At 73.3% G+C, this 1,382-nt stretch carries 1 protein-coding gene; it reads left to right on the top strand.

Annotation, left to right across the window (positions count from 1 at the left end):
- Positions 1 to 59: 59 nt before the first annotated feature.
- Positions 60 to 1,382 (top strand): L-aspartate oxidase (locus tag E1293_RS46975; RefSeq protein WP_243717595.1); only part of this gene is annotated, 1,323 nt, incomplete at its 3' end.

The following is a 1,382-nucleotide window of genomic DNA, read 5'->3' as shown; positions in this document are numbered from 1 at the left end:
GGGTCGAGTGGTCCGGGGTTAGGGTCATAATGACGAGAACCGACCCTGGAGGAGGGCTCGTGATCCCTTCCGTTCTCCACGCACCCGCGCCCGGCTGGACCAGAGACACTGACGTCGTCGTCGTCGGATCCGGTATCGCGGGCCTCGTCGCCGCGCTGCGCTGCCGTCCGCACGGGCGGGTTCTGCTCGTGACCAAGGCCCTCCTGGACGCCGGCTCCACCCGCTGGGCGCAGGGCGGCATCGCCGCCGCGCTCGCCGCCGACGACACGCCTGAGGAGCATCTCGCCGACACCCTGACCGCCGGTGTCGGGCTGTGCGACGAGGACGCCGTCCGGGTGCTCGTCACCGAGGGCCCGGACGCCGTCCGCGGGCTGATCGGGCTCGGCGCCGCGTTCGACCGCGCCGGCGGCGACCTCGCCCTCACCCGCGAGGGCGGCCACCACCGTTCCCGCATCGCGCACGCCGGCGGCGACGCCACCGGCGCCGAGATCAGCCGCGCTCTCCTCGCCGCGCTCAAGGACTCCGGCGTCGAGGTGATCGAGCACGCGCTGGTGCTCGACCTGCTGAAGGACGCCGGTGGACGCGCCGCCGGGATCACCCTGCACGTCATGGGCGAGGGCCAGCCGGGCGGCGTCGGTGCCGTCCGCGCCCGCGCCGTCGTGCTCGCCACCGGCGGGCTCGGCCAGGTCTTCTCCGCCACGACGAACCCCGAAGTCTCGACGGGCGACGGCGTCGCGCTCGCACTGCGCGCCGGGGCCGAGGTCACCGACCTGGAGTTCGTCCAGTTCCACCCGACGGTGCTGTGGCTCGGCGAGGGCGCGACCGGGCAGCAGCCGCTGATCTCCGAGGCCGTCCGAGGGGAGGGCGTCCACCTCGTCGACCACGGCGGCGAGCGCTTCATGGTCGGACGCCACGAACTTGCCGAACTCGCCCCGCGCGATGTCGTCACCAAGGGAATCACGAACCGGATGCACGAGACCGGCGCGTCCCACATGCTCCTTGACGGCCGCCACCTCGGCGCGGCCACCTGGGAGAGCCGGTTCCCGACCATCTCGGCCGCGTGCAGGCACCACGGCATCGACCCGGCGACCGAGCCGATCCCGGTCGTCCCCGCCGCCCACTACGCCAGCGGCGGCGTCCGCACGGACCTTTACGGGCGGACGTCCGTCGCGGGTCTGTACGCATGCGGTGAAGTCGCCTGGACGGGCGTCCACGGCGCCAACCGCCTCGCGTCCAACTCCCTGCTAGAGGGCCTCGTCTACGCCACTCGAATAGCCACCGCCCTCCGCGTCAGCACCGCCGGATCGTCCAGCAGCGCACCAGCGATACCCAGCGAGCACGACGGCGTCAGCCGTGTGCTTGCCGGTGGGGGCGGGTTGTCG

Source organism: Actinomadura darangshiensis, assembly GCF_004349235.1.
GTDB classification, from domain to species: Bacteria; Actinomycetota; Actinomycetes; order Streptosporangiales; family Streptosporangiaceae; genus Spirillospora; species Spirillospora darangshiensis.
This window is presented reverse-complemented; position numbering and strand designations above follow the sequence as displayed.